Origin of the sequence: Alteromonas sp. KS69, assembly GCF_003989595.1 — a bacterium.
Lineage (GTDB): Bacteria > Pseudomonadota > Gammaproteobacteria > Enterobacterales > Alteromonadaceae > Alteromonas > Alteromonas naphthalenivorans.
Genome location: NZ_PYHU01000040.1, coordinates 48,629 through 69,639, shown reverse-complemented (window position 1 = coordinate 69,639; position 21,011 = coordinate 48,629). Strand labels below are relative to the sequence as shown.

The following is a 21,011-nucleotide window of genomic DNA, read 5'->3' as shown; positions in this document are numbered from 1 at the left end:
GGATTACCGGACGGACACTATATTAGATGTTTTTACGTAGACGAATTATTGCCAACAAGCTGATTGCTAAAACACCTACCGTGCCTGGCGCATTCACGCTGACAGGAGCTGAAGGTGCAGAGGCTTCAATATCGCCTAAAGACGAAAGTGATAGAAGAGTAAGGTCACCACCATTCAAAGGTGTTGAGAAAGCGATGCTGCTCAAACCGCCACAACATTCTTCTGCCCAAACAACATCAATTGTATTTGTGCCAGCGCTCAAGAATTGCTCAAAAGATACTACGTCTGAGCTATTCCATTTTTTACTCCACCAAAGATCGTCAGAAGAGTCAAAACCTAGAACTCCATTTACGTATATCTCTGCACCAAAACCAGCATCTAAACCTGCAAACGTTTCAAACAGAACATCTGATGCTAAATCAAAACTAAAGGTAACCTTCATGATTGAATCATCAAAAGTACCTTCCATGTCAAATTCGCTTACGGTCATTGAAGCGACTGGAGTTTGGCTATTATAGTAGTCAAGTAAACTGTCAGAAGCATCAAAGCTACTGTCTAAATTAGCGTAAGAATACGTAATTAATGCAGCTTGAGATGCAAAACTACATAACATCAAAAAAACACTAGAAAGTGCTACAAATTTTTTACTCATGTTTAAAATGCCTCATCTGAAATTAAAATAATCCGTCTAACCTATAGAAAGCAAACTTTATGCCAAATATTAAGACGCTGAATTATATAGAATTTATATTGCATCGGATAAAGGCAGTAAAAAAATCTGACACTTTTTAGTATTCATAGAGCTCAAAATCTTTTGCGTATAACTCCTTAACTCTCTTTATCGTTGCTGTACTTACCACATTATTGCTTTCTACTTTTGATACGTTGGACAGAGGTAGGCTAGTTTTTAAATTTAATCGATCTCTAATAAAGTCAAAATCCGCGTTTATAGTTTCGTATTTGCCAATGAAATCAACTAGAGATTCATATCTTTCATTACAGAGAAAACTGAATTGAGGCCTAAATAAAACCTCTGTATGTAATCTCATTTCATCTAAGTAATTCATTACAAATTTATCGAAATCTGAGTAGCTTTGTTGGATTTCACTACTCAACATCTTGTTATTGGTTCCATTGCCACCAGACAATAAGTAACGATGTACTGACTGAAGCCTATCTATTGGCTCTCGAACAAATGCAAATTTAAAACTTCTGTCAAAACGATACTTATCAGCGCTAATAAAGTTAAATGCACTACAATGGTCTCTTTGAATATGTTTTTTTGTACCAGAAAGAGCATGTAGAACACTTGTTCCTGCTGCTTTAGGTATGTGGATAAATATACAATTGTGCTTACACATATATCTTCTGTAAGGGTAAATATTAGCATATCCCCTTGCAGTGTTTTTCATTGCAGTCTTAATACCAAACATAATGCTTCACTCCTTACTCAACAATTCGATCAATTCGTCTTTTAAAGTGTTTTCGTTAAATTCACTTTCTATTTTTTTTCTTGCTGACAATCTGATATTTGTTAAGTTAGTGCTATCCTTAATTTTGTTTATAGTATTTGTTATTTCTAAGCTATTTTTTTCGGGAACTAAAAAGCCAGTTTCCCCATCCAAAACTAACTCGGGGATTCCACTGTGATGTGTTGAAAGAACTAAGACACCGCTTGCCATCGCTTCCATTAGTGATACAGGAATGCCTTCTTTATCGCCAAACCGGTCTTGAACAGAGGGCAATAAAAATAAATCAGTTCTTTTTAACTCTGATGCAACTACATCAGAAGGTTGTGCCCCTAAAAACTCAACGCGATGTTTATGGGGGTGCTCAGTAACTTGTTGTTTTAGCTCTTCAAGAAGCGTTCCCCCGCCAATTATCCGGTAGTGGCTCTCATTTTCATTATTCAGAACAGCCTCGATAGCATATCTAAGACCTTTTTTCTCTGTAGCTCTTGCAACTGAAAGTATTCGCAGGGGAGTGGATAAACGCTTATCCTCAAAATTAAATTTTTCTATATCTACACCCATATGTAGAACTCTAATATTTTTTTCACACGCACCCAGTTCAATTAGCTTTTCTTTCCAATGCTTACTTATCGGAAGGTAGCTGCCTTTCAAAGACCCGTAATACTTTCCCCAAATATGTAGCTGATCATACCTACTTATCTCATAGCCATGGAAAATGGTAAAAAGATTTTTGACCTTTATTATGTTGGCAGTTCTTAACTGATCCAAAATTACGCCATTATTGCCAAAATGTGAGACGCAGCATTGGGCCACTGTATCTAACCTTCTTGCAAACCAGACTTGCGCCATTAAATCTTTAGCCCAGAAAAATTGACCTTTCGATATCAAGTCGAAATATAATTTTACTAAATTAGAACGTTTTTTAATAAAGATGCAACTAAATAACCCTAGTATGGAATAGAAATTAAAGAACAATTTGCTAGTTTTTGGAAGGATAGATTTAACGTTATTATTCCAGTGTTCGCCGAACAATTTTGTCAACATACCATTGTCATCATTTACTGGATTAACTGACAACACTTCAACTTTCAACCCAGCATTAACTAGACTTTTCACTTGGTTAAATACAAATGTTTCTGATAGCACAGGAAAGTTTCGGACATAAAAAACTACATCTTTTTGTTCAATTTTCATTTAAAAGCCTTTCATTCTTTTTAGCGAAACTTGTATATCTTTAGAGATTATAAAAGCAATGGTAATAAGTAGTACTGAACACAAAGCGATTGATACCTCTCGAAAAAAATACTTATCAGAAATAAATGGAACAACAAACGTATAAAAAACAAACAAAGGCATTATCATCGCCCCCATTATGATCAGCATTTTTCTCAAAGAATATGAGAAGCTTACTCCCGCTATGTAGCTGATAAAATAAAAATTAACTAGAGGAAACAGCATCATTTGAAAAACAACCATTGCGATTAAAAGTGCCTCAACACCAAGTAAAGATGAGAAGTAAATAACCATTGAGTTAGGAATAACTAGATATATATTCCATAAGAAATTTCTCTTGGTCAAACCTGTCGACTGCACTAGTGGGCCTATTAAATTAGAAGTAGCTATACGTATAAACCAAAAAGCTGCAAGTAAGGATAGGACAACCTCATGCTGCATATACTCTGTGCCGAAAAAAACGCCCAATACTAACTCAGAAGCAACTATTATAGGTGCATAAATAAATGCTAATATTGTAAGTTGTAGTAGATAAAAGTCTTGATATACATTTTTCAGTTTATCTTTTTGAGCTTTGACTTCTGAAAATGCTGGGAGTGCAACTTTCCCTATAATTGGCTGTAAAGCTTGAGCTGGCCGGCTAGCAAGTTGTTTTATAACGTGGTACACGCCAAGTTCATTGGTTTGCAATGTTACCGCTAAAATCATGATATCCAATTGCTTTCTTACAATATTAAGTGCCTGGGAGCCAAAATCAAATATTCCATATGAAAAGGCCTCACGATAAATCGCACTATTTACACTGAATGATAAATTGACATGCTTGCCCAGAAACAGCATCTGTCCTAGCAGCTTTACTAGTTGATAAACGACAACAGCTCCAACGAGGCATAAAAGTTCAAGTTCACTTGTAATGAGAGCAAAAGAAAATGAAGCACATTTGGCAATTATATCAATAAGAGCTATCTTTTTATGTTCAAAATTCTTCATTCCCAAGGCTTGATATTGAGATGAAAGAGACGAAATAATTAACAAAATAGTTGCTAGCTTCAACTCTTGGATAATATCGCCATAACCCAAATGAGAAGCAATAAAAGGTGTTAAAACGTACAGCAGTACACTAAACAACACTCCAATTCCTAAAGCTAAAAAGTAAATTGCGTTAGACGTAGCTTGGTCCGCATCTCTCTTGTAAAGTAGAAAGTTCGATATTCCACCTAACGCAAATGCAACAAATATTTCAATTACTAAATTTACAATTGCAAACTGACCAAAAATCGTTGGTGAAAGAATTCTTGCAAGGTATGCAAGCTGAACCATTGTCAGTATTATATTGACGATGGTTGCTACTGTTGTCCATTTCGTTGCACTTACCAGCTTTCCCAATTTAGACCTCAGACTTGTACTTATATTTCAAAATTATTCTGTATGTAGCGTTTGCGATTTTATCCCAATTAAATTTGTTCAAAAAAGAAGCCTGATCTAATTGAAGGTTTAGGGTGTCAATGATTTCTAATTTTTTAGATAATTGATCTATATTGCCTACAGCGAAATAGCTATCTTCTGGAGCTTCAATATCCAAATTAGGTGATATATTACTTAAAAGAACAGATGTGCCGGCGCTTATTGCTTCTAAAGCAACAATAGGCAAGCCCTCATGATAGGAAGGTAAAACGAACACTTTTGCGTGTTTATACAAAGCATGTAATTCAGCCCCACTTCTTCGTCCAGCAAACAAAACCTTATCTGAAGCTTGCTGAAGTAAACCACTAGAGTAAGAATCTTGGTGATCAGCTTTACCTACAATAACTAACCTTAAGTTTGTGTTTACTTTGTTGAAAGCATCTATTAGGTCGTGAAAGCCTTTTTCGGGTACAAGCCTACCTACCGTTAAAATATAACTTTTTTTATCTAATCCAAGATCTGTTGGTAATTTACTTTCAGGTATATCACCAGCAAAACCAGGTAACATTCCATTAGGAATATATGAAATTTTAAAGGCTTTTGATGGGTTCTCTAATTTCAACTTATCTGTAAGTGAATTTCCGACTACTATTAGCTCATTCGCAAAAAGAATAGCCATTTTCTCACCCAGTTTGAGGATAAATTTAGCTATAGCGTTCCATTTTTGACGATCATAATCTGCTCCATGATGAGTCACAATAACTTTCATACCTAAAGCTCTAGCTAGAGGTGTAAATAATGCGGGGCCAATTGCATGTAGATGCACAACATCTGGTTTTATCCATAACCTCGCATAAAAAATTGCAATGAAAGTATGCAGAAAAGTTTCTAAAAATTTACTTTTCATTGCCCAAACACTTCGAACTTCTACACTTTCGTAACTGTACCTTTTTTGGTCGACGTATGGAGAACGAGCCAATACTGTCACTGAGATGCCTTGCTTTACTAATCGTGGGTAGAGCTGTTGACAATGAGATTCTATTCCACCCATTATTTCAGGTATTCCACGCAATCCGATAGCACATATTTTCATAATTTTCATACTCTTTTTATCTCATGGTCTATCTATTTTCAACTTTATATAGCGTTTGAACTACTCTTAGACGCAAAAATAGTACCCACTATGACAGCAAAAAATATCAAACCCTCTATGTTCCACAGTGGCATTGTAGCGATGTTCATAGTCGCGAAGCCAATAATTGAAAAACCAACAATTTTTGCTAGCCTTCTTTCTCTCATTGAGAAACCAAGAATTAGAGTATTAACTAACATTAAAAGAAAGCAGACAAAGCCTATCAAACCTAATTCATATAAATTTGATACGTAAGTATTGTGAGCATATAACGTAAACTTTTTACTCCAAGATTCGGGACCAAAACCGAAAATCATATTTATTGAATTCGCATTAATAAATTCATTTATATATTTACTCCATATATAAACTCTCGCTGACATAATATCTTGTTCGTTTTCTGTGAAATACTCCGGCGCTTTAAAAATCAAATCTAAATTTGTAACTAAATAACCTACATCTGCAAATCTCTCCTGCATGGTAATCGAGAGAGAAACAAAAACTAAGAATAAAAACATTGCAACTATGGTTAAAACAGGTGCTTTTTGTGTCGGCTTCAACCGTTGTTCAACTAATGTGAAATAAAAGACAGCAGACAGTGGTAGAACTGTGAGAATAGCAGTTCTGTAGTTAACTAAAACTAGAAGAATAAATGCTATTGTGAAGAGTGACGTCCTAAATTTAAGATGGTTTCTTTCAATCAAGCCAATCGTAAAGATAAAGGCAACTATTATCATTGAAAATGCGGCTTCATGGCTATAACCACCGATATAACTAGCAGACCCGTCAGCTTCTGTCGCTTTGACATGCCCCAGCATTATAGATAATACCTGAAGTACTACAGGCATAAAAAAAACGACTAGTAACTTTCTGAAAGTAGTATTTCTTCCCTGTATTCTTATCGATAAGAAGATACATGCAGCCAAAACGAGAAAATAACACCACTTAACTAATACATTTATCGTTCCCGTTATTTCCATATTAACAAAGCCACTCACTGCAATCGCCGCGAACAAAAAATAGAATGAAATAAGCTTTTTTAAAGTTAAAACTGATTTAGGAATTACTAATAGGCCTAGGCCAGCGATACAAATAGAAATTAATGCATTAATTGAAAAGCCAGCAATTATTGGAGAATAGGTAAAATCATGAAAAGCGGAAGAAAAATATCTTAACCAAATTGCTAATACAGCAAAAGCCAGATACTTATTGCAGTCTTGTGTTATTACACGAAATACCAAAATGATACTTACTAGCGCAACAGCTACTTTTATTATTTCAAACATTAAATCGCCCAGTAAGTTAGAATAGTAATCACGGTTTACCTCTTACTTGGCTACACTTCTAATAATTTTTTCATATTGGGCGGCCACGCTCGTTAGACTATATTTTTCTGCCTGCTGAATCGGTAAATCTCCCCAATCGCGATCTAAAGCTTTCTGTAATGATTCGGAGTATTTATCTACGTCTTCTACTTCACAGACGTATCCTGCCTCACCAACAAGTTGCCTTCGCATTGAATCATCGGTTGCAACTACTGGAAGACCGCACGCCATAGCCTCTAAATATACTCTACCGAAAGGTTCATCTTTAGATGGTAGAGTGAAAACATCGGCTGCGCGGTAAACATTAGGCATTTCATCGAAGTCGACCGATACGATTTTGAATCTAGAATCTTCTATAAGCTTGTTTGCAAATGATTCATAATACGGCTTATCTTGACCACTACCGCACACTAGCAGACAAACATCATCCATTTTTTCAATTGCGGAAATAGTGAGTTCAAGTCTTTTAAGATTACCTCTTACAAGTGAGGCAACAAATAATACAACTTTTCCCTGCAGTCCATGTTCAAATTTTTCTCCAATGCGATTAAATCGCGACAGATCAACCCCGTTAGGAACAATTTCAACACGTTGATTGGGAGCAAGAACCTTTGCTTTGACGTACATATCCTGATTGAAAACAATAAAACAGTCAGGTTTAAATTTTAAATCTCTAGCCATCACTTTTCCGTCCCCCTTTAAACCAGCATGCTCAGTATAAATAAAGGGAGTACCACGAAGAGATCTAATGACACTAGATGTGGCTAAACCTCCATAATCATTATTAGGGTACAACACATCATATTTTTTAAATAACAAATAAATCGTGTATGAAAAAAAAGAGGATACCGACTCAATAAACAGACCCGGGTAACTAAAGAACAGTGTCAAAAAACGATCTACAAGCTTGTTTTTTTGCCAATTCTTAACTGTAGATCTTGGAATACATGGAATGACTTTACTATGTTTACTACAAGCTTTAGCGCTAAGTAGATTCACGTCAAAGCTTTCGCTGAAAGCGTTTGTAAGTTCGATTGCATTTAACTGGGAGCCCCCACTTGAAGACACCCCTGCTTCTGGATGAATTACAGCAACTTTCAATTTTTCATTACCCACTTGTGCCTACCTATTACTTCTAATATCTAAATCCAATTTATAAATTGAATGTATTAACGCCCCACCGATCTTAATTCAATAGGCCCTACATCTGATATTTTTTTTGCTGGGACTCCTGCTATTGTACAGTTCGAACTAGAGCTTTTATTAACTACAGCATTAGCCCCCATAGCAACATTGTCGCCAATTTGAATATCACCGTAAATCTTCACACCTGGCCCAATATAACAATTGCTGCCCAACTTAGGGGCCAGATTTCCATCTTTAATATCTGCGCCAATATTCACACAGACGTGAATTCGACAGTAAGGCCCTACTCTTGCGTTCGAGTTAACGACTATTGTTCCTGCATGCGCAATAGATAAACCATATTCAAATGTATTTATCGGAATAGAAAATCCAAGTTTTCTTCCCAAGCCACGGTGTCTAAGTAATAAGAATTTCGTGAAAACCTTACTAAGAGGACCCGTCTTACAGTTGGTATAGTATTCTAATAACCTTAAACTTCGTTGGTATCGCCAAATGTCGTGTGTAAGCCAATTTAGTAAAGAAAAGTTTAAATTTAACGCTATTTTGTCTTCCCTTAAGTATCGCTTATATTCATCTCGGCAACTAATCAATGTACATTCTCCTTGTCGGTTGAAAGTACTACTGTTATGTTCAACTAAAGTATGTCGGTAACTCTCTGCAAAAATGCGGCATAAGAAAACTGCTGCGCGCACGCTTGGCTTTTTTCAACGTAACGCGCTCTGTTAGCACTACCTTTGAATAACACCAATGCATCGGCAACACCTTGTACGTTATTTAACTCGCACAGTATGCCATTCTTTTCTTCGCTGGCACCAGAAACTTGGTAAGGGTATTGTTCGGCAATAATTTCAGCAGGGCCCGATTCGCAATTTGTTGCAATTACCGGCTTGTTCAAACACATGGCTTCCACTATGGCGTTAGGGAAACCTTCTGCATTACTGGTTGAAACAAAATATTCTGCTTTGGCCACGTACGGGTAAGGGTTTGGCTTAAAACCTAAAAAATGTACTTTATCTGCAATGCCAAGTGTTTTAGCTAGCGCTTTAAGCATGGCCTCTTCATCGCCCACGCCCAAAATAACTAAATCTTCGACAATATCGGCTTTGGCATACGCGTTTAGTAACAGTGAAAAGTTTTTGTTTTTAACTAACCGCCCTACCCCAATAATGTATGGGGCTTTAGGAATGTCGGTTACCGCTTCGCTTGCAAGTTCGTGCAGCTGCGCAATATCGTACGGGTTATATAACAATGATACTTTAGGTTCTGGCACCGCATAGTTTTCAATTAAATCGGCTTTTACACCTTCAGACACTGCCACCACATTATCAGCCCGCTTATATAAAAGCTTAACTAAAAAGCGACTAATACCGTCTTTTAAACCACCCGACAAATGGCTGGTAGTATTCACGCGTTCGCTAATAATGGCGCGGTAGCCTAACGATTTTGCTATGGCTATATTCAAGAAATTACTGCGCGTCAAAAAGCTAAAACAAATTTGGGGGTTTAGGGTTTTAAGTAGCGGTTTTAACTGTTGATAACCAGCTTTAAGGCTGCCATTGCTGGTTAGTACTGTTTTGGTAACATAAGGAGGGCACTGCTGACTTTCTTCCAGCGTGTCTAACAAAACAAGGTGAACAGGCACGTTTGCATGTGAAAAGTAGTCTTCCATGATTGCTAGCAATTTTGCCATTACCCGTTCAGCACCACCGCCTTCTAGGGAATTAATAATAAACACTACTGGGCGGTTACTAGTTAGCATGAAACTTCTTTATCCTTGTCATTAGACTAAATGCTAACGCTAAGTTTAGCACAGCTCGATTTTAGTTTTGTAGTAAAATTACAACATAGCAAGCTGCATTACTTTAAGCTTGCGAATGTGCAGTACAAAAAATTGAATATACTCTGATTAATATTTGGCTCTTGTTTTGTTCCGGTTCTTATTATGCGCTATTGCGTAAACCGTAGTATATGGTAATACCATCTAGAATATCCCTGTTACATTCATGGGCACATACAAGAATCTTTACCAGAACCTTTACAAAAACCTATACATGAACCATGCCAAATATCGGTATTATTATGTTTACGTGCTTTACCTTGTTGAAATAACTTTCAACTTTTGTATAAGTTTGACATTATCAATTTACTGCCACATGTTTACTATACTATGAAGTGGTTAACGTTTTCTTACAGCTATTATTCTAATAAATTCGTCTCATTATGGTGCATTAAGGCTTAATTGGCATGACAACCCGCTACGCGCGTAAAACTTACCGACGAACCTTTATTTGTGCCCTAACGGGGCTTTTATTTGGTGTGGCTTCTTTAGTTATCGCGCAACAGAAAAACATCTTCACTGAGGAAGTTTACAGCCGAGTTGAAGCCCTGTTTGGTAAAACCGGTGCGGCAGATGTAGCTAAGTGGCGACAACTAGTCAATAGCATTGAGAACGACGATATTGATGAAAAGCTTTACCAGGTGAATCGCTTTTTCAATCGATTCGACTTTGTAGATGACCTAAGGCACTGGCGGCAACCCGATTACTGGGCCACGCCAATTGAGTTTATTGGAACGGGCGCTGGCGACTGTGAAGATTACTCAATTGCTAAATACTTTTCGTTAATAGAACTTGGCATTCCAAAATCGCAGCTTCGGCTTATGTATGTAACCGCGTTAGAGTTAAACCAACCACATATGGTGTTAGCCTATTATCCAAGCCCTACCTCTGTTCCTTTAGTGCTTGATAATATTAACCGTCGAATACTGCCAGCAAATCAACGACGCGACCTTGCACCTGTTTATAGTTTTAACGGTGATGGTCTATGGGCGGCGAAGTCTATGGGAACAGGCAGAAAATTAAGAGGCAGCGGCCCCATGAAAATGTGGGACGACATGATAGATCGTTTAAACAGCGTAATGCTCGGAGATACACAAGAACAATGAAATTATCTACCCAACTAAGCGTTAGCTTACTTATTTTTTTACTGGCCGTGTTCGCCGGTTCCTTTTTTATTAACGTAAAAATGACCAAAGAATACGTGAATGAACAACTTGCTACCCACGCACAAGACACCGCCACATCGCTAGGCTTAGCCATGGCGCCCTATATAACGCAAGAAAATGGGCAGGCGGTGGCTGAAACCATGGTAAACGCCATATTCGACAGGGGCTACTACCAAACCATTTCGGTTAAAGACGCTAGCGGGAATACCCTTATTATTCGGCAAAACCCGAATAAAATAGATACCGTACCAAGTTGGTTTACCGAAGCTATACACGTTACCCCACCGGTGAAAAATACCGAGCTTAACGATGGCTGGACAATGGCAGGGCAACTTACCGTGCAAAGCCACCCAGGCCTTGCGAACGAAAAGCTATGGGATAGCATTACCCAAAGTGCATTAATGTTTTTTATTGCCTTTGTTATTGCCTACCTAGTGCTGCTGGTTATCATTCGCCAAATTACCAAGCCATTAGAAATTGTTACCCAAAAAATAGGCGACATTCAAAATCAAAAGTTTTCTGAAATTGACTACCAGCCTTTTACTAAAGAATTCTCTTTTATCACGCTAGCCGTAAATAAGCTGTCTAGAGCAGTAGAAAGCATGTTTAAAGAACTTACTGCACGTGCTGAACAATTCAAGGCTATTGCGTATGGCGATAGCCTAACGGGGCTTTCCAATAGAAATGCCTTTAATCGACACATGAATGCACTATTAAGTGGCACAGCTACGGTAGAACAAGGTTACGTGGTGTTAATTAGGTTAACGCAGCTTGCTAGGGTAAATAATTTACTGGGCGGCGCTGAAGGCGATGAATATGTTAGTGCGGCTGCAAAAAAACTGAAACTGGCCGCCATGCAATTTCCAGATAAAGTAACCCTTTTTAGAGTATCGGGTTCCGACTTTGCCATATTAATGGAAGCAGTATCGCAACAAGAGTGCGAAAAAAGACTGAAAAGCCTTAGCGATGAAATGAATAAAATAGATTTTCTTAAAGATGGCGATAAAACAGCGTGGATTGGCGCAGCTAAATACACCAGTGAAAATAGCTTTACTGAAGTAATGGAAAAAGCAGATAGCGCCCTATTAGCGGCAACAAAGTTAGACAGAGGCTGGCAATTTGCTTCAGAGCTAACTTTCATTCACAGCAATACCGAATGGCGTGAAAGACTAAACAATATTCTGTTACAACAGTATGCTGATATTTTAATACAGCCTATTTTTAGTACCGAGAACAAAGCCCCGTGTTATTACGAAGGGTTCGCGCGCTTTAAAGACGTGTCTACCAATACCGATATACCTATGTCGCAGTTAATTCCTGCATCGGAGCGGCTGCACCTTATTCCTCAAGTAGATAGATTGGTAACGTCGCTGGTAGTCAGTAAACTCATGGCCTCTCCTCACACAGTAGCGGTGAACATTGCCACTGCATCAATTGCGAATGCCGAATTTTGCCAATGGCTTGGTGGTTATCTTCTTGAACACAAGTCCTTGTGCGACAGATTAGCGTTTGAAATTGAAGACTCCGCCATTATTTATTATAGAGAAGCTACCCTTAAATTCTGCGACATGGTTAAAAAAGCAGGATGCACCATTACTATTGAACATTTTGGCGACAATCTTGCATCATTAAGTGGGTTAAGGGCTATTCAGCCCGATTTTGTAAAAATATCCGGCAAATTGACCAAGGATATTCATGAAGACAAAGACAATCAGCTATTTGTTAGCAGCTTAGTAAGTATTGCTAATGGGTTACACATTAAAGTGATAGCCGAGCTGGTTGAAAGCGAGTTAGAAAGTAATACACTTAGTAAGCTGCAGGTTGTTTATCAGCAAGGCTATCACTTTGCTAAGCCCACAGCTTGGCGCTTAGGGAAATAATTTAAGTAGCTAGTTTGTTTGCGGCTTTCACAGCAAATAAAGCTAAGACAACGGGCGTTCATTTGGTATACAATACCCAATGTATGCAAACCAATTTTTCGAAGTAGGAACTATTATGCGTAATAGATTTATTTTTTCATTAGTAATGAGTGTGCTTATTGCTATTTCACCAGTGGCTATTGCACAAGACAGCGCAGGTAGCGTTCCAGGTTTGCAAATTAGAGCCCAATTAATTGATGCTATCGATGGTGGTACCGCAGCTGAAACTGCAGCCGCGTCAATCAGCAATGATGTTTTAAGTAATGGTATGCCAACCATTTCACAATCAAACCTTTCATATCTTCAAACTAAGCCGACTGAGTTTGAAAACATGACAGGTTTATTAAGCGACAGCGCGACTGGATTCGAGCTTGCAATCGCTGGGTTCGGATCTTTACCAGAGCAGCCATCTGAAGTGGTGACTATATCTATGATCTTGTTCCCTGAAGATGCCAACGAAATTTACAACATTGCTTTGCAAACTGGTGTAATTAGCGCAGAAGATGCACTTTTGGCTGCGATTAATGCAGGTATCGATACCTCAACACTTACCGCAACTGCGGCAGGGGCTGCTGGCAACGATGTATCTCCATTAGGTGTAGGTACTGGTGCTGCTGGTGCGGGTGGTGGCGATACCACGGTTTCAGCAAACTAAGTTTGTATTACATTTAAACTCTGTGTTGGTGATCGTTAGTGGTAGTAAGAAGTGGCGATAGTGAATGCTGAGTATTAATAATAGAAAAACCGAAAAGCTTCTTTTCGGTTTTCTTTTATTTACCCTTTTTTGGCTGCCTATTCCTTTAGGTGCTAACAGGCCGTGGGCTTGGGCTCTTATGCAAATTTCCATTTTTTGTATAAGTGCATCGTTAATGGCCTTTCATTTTCGTACCGTTACTGTTGTAGTTCGCCAATATCGTGTTTTTGTTCTGCTTTGGATATTGTTTCTTGCTTGGCAGTTATTAAACTTAATTCCCCTACCCGCCTCACTTGTTGCCAATTTACGGCCAGAAAAGCTCTTACCCGCTTACGCTAACGTACCGGCCGGTGCTAGTTGGTTACCCCTTAGCTTTGATGTTGGCCAAAGCCAAATAGTATTTTTAAAATCTCTTTGTTATTGCCTGCTTTTTTTCAGTGTTTTAGCCTTGGTGCGCTCTACGTCTCGGTTGAAACTAGTGTTAATAACCATTAGTGCAAGCGGTATATTTCAAGCCATTTATGGGTCGCTAGAGGTATTGTCGGGCATTGAGTACAGCCTAGTATTCAAACAACCGGTTACGCACATTGCTACCGGCAGCTTTATTTACAAAAACCATTTTGCAAACTACTTGCTGCTTTCGTTAAGTGCTGCATTAGGGTATCTGATTGCCAGTTTAGGTGATGACGATGGGCTATCAAAACGAGAGCGCCTTAGAAAATGGCTTAAGTTTTGGCTAGGCAATAAAGTGCTGTTTCGTATTGGCATAATTATTATGGTTATTGCACTGGTAATGTCGCGTTCACGAATGGGCAATACGGCATTTTTTGTTAGCATGACAATAACCGCAGCCATAGGTTTGTGGTATTTCAAACCTAGACAAAAAAGCTACATTGCCCTGTTTATTAGCATGTTAGTTATCGACATTATGATAGTAAGTAGCGTGTTTGGGTTAAACGAAGTGAAAGAACGTCTTGAGCAAACCGATTTAACCCATGAAAGCCGAGACGAAGTGGTTACCGATGCACTGCCCTTGTTAATGCAGTACCCTTTAATAGGTACAGGTGGCGGAACCTTCTATACTGTGTACCCCCAATATCAAAGTGAGAGTATTCAACACTTTTACGACCATGCTCATAATGAATACTTACAGTTTAGTATTGAGTTTGGCGTTATTGGCGCACTACTAATGGGCGTATTTGTATTAATTTGCGGCATTAATGCGTTCAATGCTTTTCGTCAGCGCCACCACCCTCTTCCACGCGGTGCGGCATTTGCGTGTTTTATGGCTATTATTGGTATGGCAATGCACACCAGCGTAGACTTTCCCTTACAAGCGCCTGCTAACACTGCTATCTTTATTACTCTACTTGCACTTGGAGCCATGAGTAATCGAATTCGGGTTCGACAATCAACAAAACGTAATCGTAAGCCGTAAAGTTAGGTTTTTTGTAAGTGCCTAATTAGGGATTTCAATAAGTATTTACTAATGGATTCAGTTATGGAAAATCAGTCGTGGTGTTAAAAGTTAATCACCCTATTCAGGAAGAACCCAACGTAAAGCACATGCTAGAAAGAATGCCCAAGCATGTGGCGAACTCGTTTAGTGAAGAACAGCTTACCCATATTAATACCGCGTTAGCAGGCAGGCGCTGGGGCAAGCATAAGTTAGATTTACGTGGCACCCTTGGCATTGGGCATAGCCGTTTTTATTTTGTGCTGTTAGGTGGTAAAGATAAACGCGATCCTTCCAGAATAGAAAGTAAAATTGGCCAACTTACGTTAGCTTTCGGCTTTACCCTGTTTATTCTATTCTCATTACTGGTGGGTATGGTACTGCTGTACATACTAAAATCGTGGCTGGGTATTAACTTATTCGAAAACTATTCACTAGGCTTATGGGATTGGTTTAAAAGTAAGTTTTAAATGCTAGTTTAATACTACTAGTCGTAAGTAATGCAGTTGGGAATGCGTTTTCTCACTGGGTAAGGGGCCAAGCGCATCCATCGGCACGCTGGCTCTTCTACATTATAACTCACAATACTTTGCACTATTGCGTCTCTGCTATGAGGGTTTATTAACCCCAACTTCATATGGTGTTTCAACGGCTGAATAACCTTAATGTATTCAGGCGACCGTGCGGCATAATTCGCTAAGCCGTACTCTACTATGAATTTGTGAACTATAGCGTCTTGTGGGCCTACCTGAATGGCTCTATTCATATATTGATAGAAAGCGTCGTCTACTTCATTACGCTTCCATTTCACCGATGCTAACCCTATCCAGCTTGCTGGCCAAAGCGGGCGCAGCAATAAGCTGTGCTGGTAATTACTAAAGGCCAGTTTCAAACTATTTGTCTTCTCGTTTTCAGCAGCGTTTTCAACAGCACTTTCAGCAGCGCTTTGATCTGCGTTTTGAGAGACAAACGCTTGCCATTCGTAAAGCTGGCCACGCATTTGATAATAAAGCGCGTTATTGGGAAACATGGAAATGGCTGAATCTATTTTAGTAATAGCATCGCTTACTTTGCTAGCAGTTACGCGCTCAGGATTATTCTGCCAAGCCTCTAATTGGTTGTTTACCCGATAATAATAGTTACCCGATATAAAAAACTGTGCGCTCCATATTACGCCCCATGCCGCTGTGATAAAAAACACAGTGCGCACCACACGTTTTATTAATAACTGATGACGCTCATACACGTTAGATAACGACACTAGGTGCCTCTACTATTTCACCCGGTGTAGTAACGAAAACTTGCTGGGCGTAAGCAGCGTCTACTGCCGACACCACCGCAAATGCCTCACCCATATCGTTAGGTCGCCTAACCGTGTCATGGGTGTCTGAAGCCACTACATGAAAGCTTTGGTTGGCAAGCAAGGTTAACGCAAAGTTCTGTACAGGCTCTCCAAATCGGCCTGTGAGAGCGCCTGCTGTCACCTGAAACCAGCAGCCTATGCGCTGCAACCAGTCAAACTTGTGTTGCTCGCGCAATAGCTCTCGGTTACGTTCAGGGTGGGCAATAAGCGGTTGCACGTTGTTTTTTAATAACCATTTTACTAACGGTTCCATTCCCGATGGCACATTACTGTGAGGCATTTCAAGCAACATCACGTTTTTGCCGTTAATCTGGCCTAAAAAAGGCACCGCATTTTGTTTTATCCATATAGGAATGTGCTCCGAGACACGAAGCTCGGCGGCATAAGATAAGGTAAGGGGAATGTTTTCTTGTTCAAGCGCTAACACAAGTTCGTTATACGCGTTTTCAATAATAGCGGGCGTATTATCGAAGAACCCTGGGTGTATATGTGGGGTACAAACTAAATGCGTCACGCCGCATTCAAGTGTTTGTTTGGCCATGTCAATCGACATGGCCATGGTTCTGGCACCATCGTCAATGCCAGGTAATATATGACTGTGAAGGTCTATCAATTAATTATTAGCTGTCCTTATGACTAGTATAATCATACTGATCATAAAACCCGCCGTACCTCTGTGCTACATCAGACTTTCGTAAGTCTACTTGATTTAGCACTACGCCATCAAGGCGATGTCCCACTTGTAAGAAACGAGACAACCCAGTATTAATCACTTTTTCGCTGGTACTGTCGGCGCGTACTACGTAAATAATAGAGTCGCACGAGTTAGCAATTACCATTGAATCACTTACCGCTTGAGTAGGCGCGGTATCTACTACCACATATTTGTATTGGGTTTTTAATTCTTTAATTAACGCATCGAACCCTTTATCCGCAAGAAGCTCTTGTGGGTTAGACGGTATTGTACCTGCCGAAAGAATATCGATATTCGCTTGTTCGTCACGCACCAAACATTCATCGAAACTGTGAGTTTTAAGAATAAGGTTAGCAACACCTGGCTGGTAATTTGGAATATTAAACTGCCTACCAATGCTTGGGCGGCGTAAATCCGCATCTATAAGAATGGTTTTATCTAACTGACCTAACGCGAACGCTAGGTTAATAGACACAGTAGTTTTACCTTCTTTAGGCACACTAGAGGTAACCATAATAGCCTGATTGTCTTTATCTAAATTTAACAACGACAAACTGGTACGTAAGGTTCTAACCGACTCTGCAAACTGATGCTTTTTACCGTCGAAATAAGTGCGAATAGGTAAATTGGTTTTCTTTTTATGGGCAAGCCAAGGAATTAAACCCAACATACGCTGGCCTAACTTACGCTCTACATCTTCTACCGAACGAATACCGCTATTAAGTGTTTCCATGGTAATGGCCAAGAACACACCAAACCCAATACTAAATACAAAAGCCGCCCCAATTAGCAATTTTTTATTCGGTTCAGAAGGTACCGATGGCACTACAGCGCTATCTAAAATTCTGGCGTTTGCCGATTCAAAACCACCTAGTTCGTCGGTTTCTTTTAAACGGGTAAAGAATGAATTGTACAACTGCTGATTAATATCAACATCGCGCTGAAGGGCTTTACGTTGATTGTCTAACGCAGATAAGCCACGGAATTCAGCTTTTGCCACTTCAACTTCTTGTTTCAATTGCGCAACGCGCTGCTCTGAAACTTGGTATTGGGTAGTAATACTAGAAATAAGATCGCGAGTTTGGGTAGTTAACGTTTCTCGAATGGAAGACAACTCAGCATTAGCAGCTATCATTTTAGGGTGCTTAGGGCCGTAAACTTTGCTAAGTTCAGACACGCGGGTCATAGCTTTCGCTTCGTCGCGGCGTACACCTTGAATGGTAGGGTGATTCAGAACTTCAGGTAACCGTGCAATGTCTTCAAGGGTCACATTGTTACGCGTTTGACGATATATTACCGCGTTTAACTTTAATGCGGTTTGTGCATCAAGCAATTGCGTACTTAAACGCTCTAGTTCGTCGGCAGCAAGGCCTACTACGCCATCTATGTTTACCACTTGATTACGTTCATAAAACTGCGAAAGGTTCTTTTCAGCAATATCTAGCTTATCTTTCAAGCCTTCTAAGCTTTCGGTAAGAAACGACGTTGCTTTTGCTGTCATATCTAGTTTAGCTTGAAGGTAATTCTCGATGTAAACATCGGCAATAGTATCGGCAATTTGAGCCGACAAAGAAGCAGATTCGGTAGTAACGGAAATCTTCATTACCTGGGTGTTATCCACCATACTGACTTCTACGGCACGCATTAATCTGAATACTGCGGAACGTTTTTTTGCTGCAATAATTTGTGCTTCGGTACGCTCTACCACTTCTTCTTGCGGTAGAAATGGCAGCATATCTTTTGCACTGTCTATTAGCGAATCGATAGCACTTGGGCCTTCTTCAGGCGGCATAAACTTATCGTTTAAGTGTAAATTCATCCCCTCTACGGTACGCTCGGCAATTTGGCGCGAACGCAATATTTCGTATTGGGTTTGCATGTAGTCTTTACGCTTAGTGTCTAAGCCATACACTTCTTCTATAGATACCACATTGGCATTTTCAGAATCGACCAATATAGTGGTAGACGACGTATAAAGTGGCGTCATCCGCATTACCAGCAAAGCCACCAATATAGTAAAAGCGATGGCTAACGAAACAATGCGAAAAGCGTAGCGTTTCAATATGCCAAGATAGTGTGCAATATCGATAGTTTCACTATCTAGCACGCCATGATTCACGTCGTCCCTATGATTTACTGCCATGTTATTTTTGTATCCTGAAATTTTTGCTAATTAGAAAAAGCGTTGGTTAACAGTAATAATGTCACCGGGCTGTATCATGTCGCTTACCGTTACGGTAAAACTACGTGTAGTGCCATCTTTTTCTCGAACTATTGTTATTTTGTCTCGTGCGGCGCGCTCGGTATAGCCGCCTGCTAACGCTGCAGCTTTGTTTACCGACAAACCTGGCTGGTAAGGGTAACCACCTGGGCGTTTTACTTCACCGTCTATAAAGAAGGGGCGGTAATCGATAATGGTTACTGATACCGACGGGTTTACTAAGTAATCCCCTTTTAAACCTTCATAAATAAGCTGTTCTACTTCGCCTAGTGTTAACCCTACCAATTTAACTTCACCCATAAACGGGTAATTAATAGTGCCAACATCGGGTAAACGTACTTCCATCGACAAGTCGTCTTGCCCAAATACATTTATACTAATTCTGTCACCTGAGCCTAATTGGTAGCGGCTCATGCTCAAATTACCTTCCTGTGCTAGAGCATTGAACGACATCACTACAACAAAAAGGAAGGCGAAAATACTGTTTACACTTTGCTTCACAGGCTAACCTCGGCAGATAAACCAATTACACTTCTGTCGTAACCAATGGCATCTCGGTTACTGTCTCTGTCATTTAATGTGTAATACAGCGAAAAGCTTAAATAACGGCGTGCTTGATAGTTTACTGCAGCGGTATAACGCATTAAGTCATCTTCACGGTTAGCAATGCCTTCATCGTCTAATACATATTCATCAGTAAGTTTGCTGATACTAGTAGACGTGCTTAAGCGCTGAAGCCATTCATGTTCCCACGATGCTGTATAATCGCGACCACGAATAAAGTTACCCTCACCGTTGGTTTCACGTGTATCGGCACTGGTAGAAAAACGAAACGTTGAATAAGTAACAGGCTGCCATTCAACACCCGCTTCCCAATCCACCCCATAGAAAGTACTACGGGTTGCAGATTCAAAATCTTTTTCTGTGTAACCTACTTTAGCAAAGCCTGTAGTTGCAGCGGTGCTTTCCCAGGTAATACCGCCTAAAACACGTAGCGTGTCACTGTCTAGACTAGATGCTTCTGACAACTGGCGGTCGTAGCGAGTGTATGTATTGGTTACATCAATCACCAACGCTGTTGAAGGTGCAATTTTATAAGCAAACTCAGCACCTATTTGATTCTTGGCACGATCACGAAGCAGGTAAGCTTGTTCTTCTCGGTCATAATCTAACGTTTCACGATTTGCCTTGAGCGTTAACATGCCGTTTGAGGTTAACGCGCCGTAACTATATTCTCCACCCGCATACATACTTTTAAAGGTATCAGGCGAAGTAATGTCGTCGCCGGCACCTAGTGAGAACCCCGTACCACGGTCTTCGTGACCATCTTCATATTGCGCGGTGCCGCTTAAGCGATGACGGCTATTTAGTTCGTATTCACCGGAAGCTTCAAAAAAGTGATCGGTGTAATCGTCGGCGCTGCTTGAAAAATACACACCACGCTCTAATCGGTATCCAAATTGAACAGGGTTACCATCAATTTCTGTGGCGGCAATAATTTCTGGCGAAAATGTGGCGCGCCAGCTATAAATTTTAGGTTCACCATCGCGAGCATAAGCAACGTTATCTACATAACTCATCGATGTATTGAATGTGGGGATAATGTCGAATTGGCCTGCTTCAATACGGCCAGCCTCTTGTGCGTTCGATATGGCGCTAATTACCGACAGTGCAACAAGGCTTGTTGTCCTTTTAAACATACTCGCTCCTAAAATTTTTGTCTTATGCAGTTAAATATTGGGGTAAAACAGTGCAACATCAGTTTTGATGCTCACAAAAGCAACACCAATATATTTATTTAACCGCTTTGAGTGTGATATTTATAATTTTTCAGCTATTGGCCGGATGGCATGCTAATTCTGTGCCATACAGGGCGTAGTGCGCGTGCAAACACTTTGCTTTAATAACGTTTTATTGCCAACACATTCAATTATTCCCGTTAGCTTAAC

Annotated in this window: 19 protein-coding genes; 5 read left to right on the top strand and 14 right to left on the bottom strand. The window is 39.7% G+C overall.

Annotated elements, in window-relative coordinates:
- Window positions 1–22: 22 nt before the first annotated feature.
- From C7Y69_RS17965 to C7Y69_RS17925, 9 genes are all read right to left on the bottom strand, one after another.
- Complete coding sequence (locus C7Y69_RS17965) at window positions 23–652, bottom strand: CCXG family PEP-CTERM protein (RefSeq protein ID WP_126873688.1); 630 nt, start codon at window positions 650–652, stop codon at window positions 23–25.
- Between the two features lie 136 nt (window positions 653–788).
- On the bottom strand, window positions 789–1,433 hold the full coding sequence (locus C7Y69_RS17960) for a sulfotransferase family 2 domain-containing protein (protein WP_126873687.1): 645 nt from the start codon (window positions 1,431–1,433) through the stop codon (window positions 789–791).
- Window positions 1,434–1,439: 6 nt separating this feature from the next.
- On the bottom strand, window positions 1,440–2,666 hold the full coding sequence (locus C7Y69_RS17955) for a glycosyltransferase (RefSeq protein ID WP_126873686.1): 1,227 nt from the start codon (window positions 2,664–2,666) through the stop codon (window positions 1,440–1,442).
- On the bottom strand, window positions 2,667–4,091 hold the full coding sequence (locus C7Y69_RS17950; protein ID WP_126873685.1) for an oligosaccharide flippase family protein: 1,425 nt from the start codon (window positions 4,089–4,091) through the stop codon (window positions 2,667–2,669).
- A 1-nt stretch (window position 4,092) separates the two neighbouring features.
- Window positions 4,093–5,202 (bottom strand): glycosyltransferase family 4 protein, encoded by a 1,110-nt coding sequence (locus C7Y69_RS17945; protein ID WP_126873692.1) that lies wholly within the window; start codon window positions 5,200–5,202, stop codon window positions 4,093–4,095.
- Window positions 5,203–5,246: 44 nt separating this feature from the next.
- Complete coding sequence (locus tag C7Y69_RS17940; RefSeq protein ID WP_126873684.1) at window positions 5,247–6,527, bottom strand: O-antigen ligase family protein; 1,281 nt, start codon at window positions 6,525–6,527, stop codon at window positions 5,247–5,249.
- 42 nt (window positions 6,528–6,569) lie between these two features.
- Window positions 6,570–7,682 carry a glycosyltransferase gene (locus C7Y69_RS17935; RefSeq protein WP_126873683.1) on the bottom strand — a complete coding sequence of 371 codons (1,113 nt, stop codon included), beginning with the start codon at window positions 7,680–7,682 and terminating at the stop codon, window positions 6,570–6,572.
- Window positions 7,683–7,735: 53 nt separating this feature from the next.
- Window positions 7,736–7,969, bottom strand: coding sequence for a hypothetical protein (locus C7Y69_RS21950; RefSeq protein ID WP_260563671.1), 234 nt, complete (start codon window positions 7,967–7,969; stop codon window positions 7,736–7,738).
- A 377-nt stretch (window positions 7,970–8,346) separates the two neighbouring features.
- Window positions 8,347–9,471 carry a glycosyltransferase gene (locus tag C7Y69_RS17925; RefSeq protein WP_126873681.1) on the bottom strand — a complete coding sequence of 375 codons (1,125 nt, stop codon included), beginning with the start codon at window positions 9,469–9,471 and terminating at the stop codon, window positions 8,347–8,349.
- A 485-nt stretch (window positions 9,472–9,956) separates the two neighbouring features.
- Between C7Y69_RS17925 and C7Y69_RS17920 the strand changes: the two genes are divergently transcribed.
- The 5 genes from C7Y69_RS17920 (at window position 9,957) to C7Y69_RS17900 (ending at window position 15,254) form a co-directional block, all read left to right on the top strand.
- Window positions 9,957–10,655 carry a transglutaminase-like cysteine peptidase gene (locus C7Y69_RS17920; RefSeq protein WP_126873680.1) on the top strand — a complete coding sequence of 233 codons (699 nt, stop codon included), beginning with the start codon at window positions 9,957–9,959 and terminating at the stop codon, window positions 10,653–10,655.
- On the top strand, window positions 10,652–12,595 hold the full coding sequence (locus C7Y69_RS17915; RefSeq protein ID WP_126873679.1) for an EAL domain-containing protein: 1,944 nt from the start codon (window positions 10,652–10,654) through the stop codon (window positions 12,593–12,595). Before C7Y69_RS17920 ends, C7Y69_RS17915 begins: the two co-directional genes overlap by 4 nt.
- A gap of 115 nt (window positions 12,596–12,710) precedes the next feature.
- Window positions 12,711–13,289, top strand: coding sequence for a hypothetical protein (locus C7Y69_RS17910; protein ID WP_126873678.1), 579 nt, complete (start codon window positions 12,711–12,713; stop codon window positions 13,287–13,289).
- Between the two features lie 64 nt (window positions 13,290–13,353).
- The gene (locus C7Y69_RS17905; RefSeq protein WP_126873677.1) at window positions 13,354–14,766 is read left to right on the top strand and encodes an O-antigen ligase family protein; all 1,413 of its coding nucleotides are present in this window, start codon (window positions 13,354–13,356) and stop codon (window positions 14,764–14,766) included.
- Between the two features lie 77 nt (window positions 14,767–14,843).
- The gene (locus C7Y69_RS17900) at window positions 14,844–15,254 is read left to right on the top strand and encodes a 3-phosphoshikimate 1-carboxyvinyltransferase (RefSeq protein ID WP_126873676.1); all 411 of its coding nucleotides are present in this window, start codon (window positions 14,844–14,846) and stop codon (window positions 15,252–15,254) included.
- A gap of 17 nt (window positions 15,255–15,271) precedes the next feature.
- On the opposite strand, the gene C7Y69_RS17895 is transcribed toward C7Y69_RS17900, so the two are convergent.
- The 5 genes from C7Y69_RS17895 to C7Y69_RS17875 are packed head-to-tail and all read right to left on the bottom strand — an operon-like array spanning window position 15,272 to window position 20,762.
- Window positions 15,272–16,045, bottom strand: coding sequence for a VpsP family polysaccharide biosynthesis protein (locus tag C7Y69_RS17895; RefSeq protein WP_126873675.1), 774 nt, complete (start codon window positions 16,043–16,045; stop codon window positions 15,272–15,274).
- Window positions 16,032–16,760, bottom strand: a complete 729-nt coding sequence (locus C7Y69_RS17890; protein ID WP_126873674.1) for a tyrosine-protein phosphatase — start codon at window positions 16,758–16,760, stop codon at window positions 16,032–16,034. Before C7Y69_RS17890 ends, C7Y69_RS17895 begins: the two co-directional genes overlap by 14 nt.
- A gap of 7 nt (window positions 16,761–16,767) precedes the next feature.
- On the bottom strand, window positions 16,768–18,984 hold the full coding sequence (locus C7Y69_RS17885) for a GumC family protein (protein WP_126873673.1): 2,217 nt from the start codon (window positions 18,982–18,984) through the stop codon (window positions 16,768–16,770).
- Between the two features lie 30 nt (window positions 18,985–19,014).
- Window positions 19,015–19,515, bottom strand: coding sequence for a polysaccharide biosynthesis/export family protein (locus C7Y69_RS17880; protein ID WP_208805119.1), 501 nt, complete (start codon window positions 19,513–19,515; stop codon window positions 19,015–19,017).
- Window positions 19,516–19,559: 44 nt separating this feature from the next.
- Window positions 19,560–20,762 carry an outer membrane beta-barrel protein gene (locus tag C7Y69_RS17875; RefSeq protein WP_126873672.1) on the bottom strand — a complete coding sequence of 401 codons (1,203 nt, stop codon included), beginning with the start codon at window positions 20,760–20,762 and terminating at the stop codon, window positions 19,560–19,562.
- Window positions 20,763–21,011: the final 249 nt, after the last annotated feature.

Bases quoted from the DNA above. Each gene is read 5' to 3' on its own strand.
- C7Y69_RS17940 (WP_126873684.1), bottom strand. From the start codon at position 6,527: ATGTTTGAAATAATAAAAGTAGCTGTTGCGCTAGTAAGTATCATTTTG.
- C7Y69_RS17960 (WP_126873687.1), bottom strand. From the start codon at position 1,433: ATGTTTGGTATTAAGACTGCAATGAAAAACACTGCAAGGGGATATGCT.
- C7Y69_RS17920 (WP_126873680.1), top strand. From the start codon at position 9,957: ATGACAACCCGCTACGCGCGTAAAACTTACCGACGAACCTTTATTTGT.
- C7Y69_RS17915 (WP_126873679.1), top strand. From the start codon at position 10,652: ATGAAATTATCTACCCAACTAAGCGTTAGCTTACTTATTTTTTTACTG.
- C7Y69_RS17875 (WP_126873672.1), bottom strand. From the start codon at position 20,762: ATGTTTAAAAGGACAACAAGCCTTGTTGCACTGTCGGTAATTAGCGCC.
- C7Y69_RS17945 (WP_126873692.1), bottom strand. From the start codon at position 5,202: ATGAAAATATGTGCTATCGGATTGCGTGGAATACCTGAAATAATGGGT.
- C7Y69_RS17885 (WP_126873673.1), bottom strand. From the start codon at position 18,984: ATGGCAGTAAATCATAGGGACGACGTGAATCATGGCGTGCTAGATAGT.
- C7Y69_RS17965 (WP_126873688.1), bottom strand. From the start codon at position 652: ATGAGTAAAAAATTTGTAGCACTTTCTAGTGTTTTTTTGATGTTATGT.
- C7Y69_RS17880 (WP_208805119.1), bottom strand. From the start codon at position 19,515: ATGTCGTTCAATGCTCTAGCACAGGAAGGTAATTTGAGCATGAGCCGC.
- C7Y69_RS17925 (WP_126873681.1), bottom strand. From the start codon at position 9,471: ATGCTAACTAGTAACCGCCCAGTAGTGTTTATTATTAATTCCCTAGAA.
- C7Y69_RS17905 (WP_126873677.1), top strand. From the start codon at position 13,354: ATGCTGAGTATTAATAATAGAAAAACCGAAAAGCTTCTTTTCGGTTTT.
- C7Y69_RS17955 (WP_126873686.1), bottom strand. From the start codon at position 2,666: ATGAAAATTGAACAAAAAGATGTAGTTTTTTATGTCCGAAACTTTCCT.
- C7Y69_RS17910 (WP_126873678.1), top strand. From the start codon at position 12,711: ATGCGTAATAGATTTATTTTTTCATTAGTAATGAGTGTGCTTATTGCT.